The sequence below is a fragment of the Oculatella sp. LEGE 06141 genome (assembly GCF_015207605.1).
GTDB lineage: Bacteria > Cyanobacteriota > Cyanobacteriia > Elainellales > Elainellaceae > Oculatella.
The window spans coordinates 1-4,327 of record NZ_JADEWO010000129.1 but is presented as its reverse complement, the minus strand read 5'-3'; the positions used below and the strand labels follow the sequence as shown (position 1 = coordinate 4,327).

Below are 4,327 nucleotides of genomic sequence, written 5' to 3'. Positions count from 1 at the left end.
TTGGGGCTGGGGCTGTTGGGTGGGGTGGGCTTTCTAGTCTGGACTCTGTTTTTGAAACCGGCTCCCTCTCTTGCCCTGGCCGATTTTGAACCCAGCAGCACTAGCTACATTGAGGATAATGATGTTCGCGTTAGTTGGGTGGTTCTCAATGCCGACCAGCTACAAGAGCTGCAGCTTATTACTCAAGGCCCGAACGACTTCAAAGACGTTAAACGATTCTCCCTCACCCAACTGCGGGACGGCGTGTGTCAGCTAAAGGTGCAAGATTTGCTGTGTGGCAACTACCTCACCAGTGCCAGAGCGCCAGGGGATTATGTGTTTGAACTGAAAGCAATGTCTCCCCAGGGGGTTTTATCGGAAACGCTGAATGTGACGATCGCCCCCAAACCCGATCCGGACGTTACGCGATTTGAGCCAGAGCGATCGGATTATCGCTCTGGAGAACCCGTTTTGCTGAACTGGCAGATCAGGAATGCGGCGCAGTTGTCTACCCTGCGCGTAATTGCTAAAGATACAGAAGGCAAGACTACACCGTTGCGAGAGGTTTACACCTCCGCCCAGGGGATTCCAGACGATCTGGCTGCTCAATGCACGTTATCGGAGTCTACGTTGAGCTGTTCGTCCGTCCCGGTGGCGGTACCCAAGGCAGGACAATACACCTTTGAACTACAGGGAACTTCCACTAACGGAGGGGCGATCGCTCCTCCCCCCACTTCAACCGTCAGCATTGCTCCACGTCCGCTCAGCATTTCTGCCACTTTGAACGGTCAGCCTCCCGGCAACATTACCGTAAAAATTGATGAACCCCTGACACTCACCTGGCAGGTGGACGGGGGCGAAGGCGATGTCAAAGTAAGGATTTCTCCCTACGGCAGCGTTGCCAGATCAGGCTCTAATCCCTATCCTGCGCTGAATGCCCCTGGCTTGCTCAACATTACGCTGGTGGCTACCGATGACGCAAACCAGGAAGAGCAGCTAGGGTTTGTAGTGACTGTGATTGCGCCACCGCCGCCTTCCCCTGTTCCGTCACCTTCGGCGTCGGCCAGCCCCAGTGCGTCCCTATCCACCGATGGCGGAGCAGCACCTCAACCGACCGCACCGTCTGCGGCTCCAGTGGCACCATCTGGTTCGGGCAGCATGTGGTAATGCTTCACTTTTGTAGCGTGACATACAGCCATTTTCATTTGCATTCACCATGCCTCAAACCCTACACCCCATACCCATCTTGGCGAGACTGTGGCTTACTCGATTAAGAACTGCTGTAAGACATGTATTTTGCAAGAACCTTATTACTCCGGAAACTCAGGTGGATTGTTGAAGTTCAAAGTAGGCACAAGGCCTCAGAGGGCAGGTGATAGCAACCGATGCAAGGGTTCCAAATGGCGTGGTGTGGCGTAGGTATGGTGGCAGGAATGGGGCTGGCCTATTTAGCCTTTTCGGGTCTTTTTGCTCAGTTGCTCCCCGGTACAGGTAGTGTTCAGATCCCCACTCCGGTGGTTAGCCCTACTCAACCGCTGATTCCAAACGATCAGGCTGTTGCTGACATTGCCAGACAGGTAACAGTACGGGTGTTAGGTGAGCCAGGAAGCGGATCGGGAGTGTTGCTCAGCCATCAGGCCAATACTTACACCGTCTTAACCTGTGAGCATGTCGTTGCCCAGAGTCAAAGCGATCGCTACACCATCTTGACCGCCGATGGCATAACCCATTCAGCCCGTCGTGTAACCCGTTCAGCACTGGCTCATCTGGATTTAGCCCTCCTGGAATTTGAGAGCGAAACGGCTTACCGTGTAGTTCGGTTAGGAGACTCAAACGCGATAGCAGTGGGCGATCGGGTTTATGCCTCCGGGTTTCCTAACTATCGGTTTCTGGATGCTCAAAACCAAATAGAAAGTACAAGAGATTGGGGTACCAAAGCCTACCACCTCACTACGGGAGAAGTTTCGTTGCTGTTAGGGCAATCGTTGCAGGGAGGATATCGTTTGGGCTATACCAACGAGATTGAACAAGGCATGAGCGGCGGCCCGGTTGTCGATCGCCTGGGTCGCCTGGTTGGGATTACAGGTCGCCTTAAATATCCGCTACAAGGCATTGAAGCCTACACCTTTGCTGATGGCACTCGCCCCTCGGAAGCGCTGTTTCAGCAAATGGAAACCCTCAGTTGGGCGGTGCCAATCGCCAGCTTTCAGACGGCAAGCGGCCAGTGACTACAGCGATCGCCCCAGCTACAAATACGCTGAGAATGTAAAGCTTCTGCTGTAACTATTCCTGCATATTCCAGATTGAAGCATCATATTTAACATACAGAGTTTGCATGTAGAGTTCGCACACAGGTTCATTTGTCTGCTATCAGGGAATCGATCGCAAACCATCTACTAACTATTTCGTTCGGTTATGTCAGTGCAGTGACAGAAAAGTGTGATCGGATCTGGGGGTATCCAGTTCCGCATCTGCCATTTAACGGCGTTTCGCCAGTAGTTAAACCCTTTTGATTTTGCTGCACCTGAATCAGGTATGAACTAGATGGAGCCTATGTAATGAATCTTCCGCTCACATCAGATCCCTGGATCGATCGCTCAATTGGAGAAGCTCAGCGCTACCGCATCCAGCAGCATTTAGGCAGCGGCAGTATGGGCGACGTGTTTGTGGCGCTCGATACCCGCCTGGGTCAACAGGTTGCCCTGAAAGTTCTCAAAAGCAGTTGGGCAGGCACCGACGAGTTGCGGCGGCGGTTTGAGCATGAGGTAACCCTCTGTGCGGCGCTCAAAGGGGATCATGTGGTGCAGGTGAGCGACTTTGGGGTGACTCCAGAAGGCTATCCCTTTTATGTGATGGAGTATCTGAAGGGGCAGACGCTAGGGCAACTGCTGCGTCAGGAGCAACGCTTATCGGTTGAGCGCACTGTCAACATCATTACGCAGGTTTGCCAGGGGTTAGAAGCGGCTCATAGCGGGATTGCGCTTCAGCAGAATGGCGATCGGATCAAAATTGTTCATCGTGACCTGAAGCCCGACAATATTTTTCTGCTGCAAACAGCTCTGGGTGAACTGGCTAAAATCCTGGATTTTGGCATTGCTAAAATCCACCATGAACAGCGGGAGAATACTCACCTCACCAACATGTTCATTGGCACGTTTCATTATGCTTCTCCGGAGCAGGTGGAGGTGAAGCACGATCTGGATGGGCGATCGGACATTTATAGTTTGGGTGTCATTCTGTACGAAATGCTGAGCGGTGCCGATCCGTTTGGGTTTGGCTCGGATGGGCAGGACATCAGCCAGATGACGTGGGCGATCGCCCATGTCTCTAAACCTACTCTGCCGCTCCGCAGCCAGCCCCACTGCGAGCATCTGCCACCCGAATTAGAGGCGATCGTGATGCGGTGTTTGCAAAAACATCCAGACGATCGCTTTCGCTCTGTTACAGAACTGAGTCAGGCTTTACAGGCGGCAGTGCATCCCACAGCCCATCAGGGCAACGGGCAACGGCAACGATCTCCATCCACGCCGACGGTGAATGTCTCAACCCTGGGGCGATCGTCCTCCTCAGCTTCTCTCCCCTCCCCGTCTCACTCTGAAAACGGCTACGAACCAGCTCATGCCCCATCACGGCAGCGCGTCTCGACCCTTGAGCCGGAACCACTGCAACTAGAGGTGGAACCGCCGTCTCGCCGCTCGCCGCTCCTGTTGGCGCTGGTTGGTTTTGTCATTGCTATGGCGGTTGCCGTTGGCTTGTATCAGGTTGTTTTTGTGGGTTCAAATCAACCTCCTGAGGACGTGCCAGCATCACGGCCTGTAACGACAGGTGAACCGTTTGCCGACGTGTTAAACCAGGCCAATGAACTGGCTGCCGCCGGGAAACTAGCAGAGGCGATCGACCTTGTACTCAACCAAATTCCTGCCGACAGCCCAACCTATGCGATCGCAAAAACGCAAGTTGATGAGTGGTCGAAACAGGTTTTAGCGCAGGCCGAGTCAACCTTTTTATCGAGCAACTCGGAGGATGCTCTGAGTCTGGCATTAACTCAACTTCAAGCCATTCCTACCTCAAGTTCGATTTACGCTGAAGCCCAAGCTAAACAAACAGACTGGCAAACTCATTGGACAACCGCAGAGCAATTGTTGAGTCAGGCAAAGGATGCTGAAGCAGCAGAATCATGGCAACGGGTACTCGATATCCTGGAGCCGTTGCCGTCGATTCATTTTTGGGTGGAACAGGCTAAACCGCTGCAAGCAACCGCCAAACAACGCCTGGAAGAGCCGGTTCCATCCCCAACAATATCGCCAGCGTTTCGCGCCAGTCCAGCTCCCTCACCTGCCCCTGCCCC

General features: G+C 53.5%; 3 protein-coding genes. All 3 read left to right on the top strand.

All coding sequences use genetic code 11. The features are described 5' to 3' along the window. The coding region (locus IQ268_RS31840) for a hypothetical protein (protein WP_193887472.1) at nt 1–1,146 on the top strand (1,146 nt) is incomplete at its 5' end. Between the two features lie 218 nt (nt 1,147–1,364). After that, complete coding sequence (locus IQ268_RS31835; RefSeq protein ID WP_228035912.1) at nt 1,365–2,207, top strand: serine protease; 843 nt, start codon at nt 1,365–1,367, stop codon at nt 2,205–2,207. A gap of 330 nt (nt 2,208–2,537) precedes the next feature. Beyond that, nucleotides 2,538–4,327: serine/threonine-protein kinase (locus tag IQ268_RS31830; protein ID WP_193887470.1), on the top strand; the 1,790-nt coding region annotated here is incomplete at its 3' end.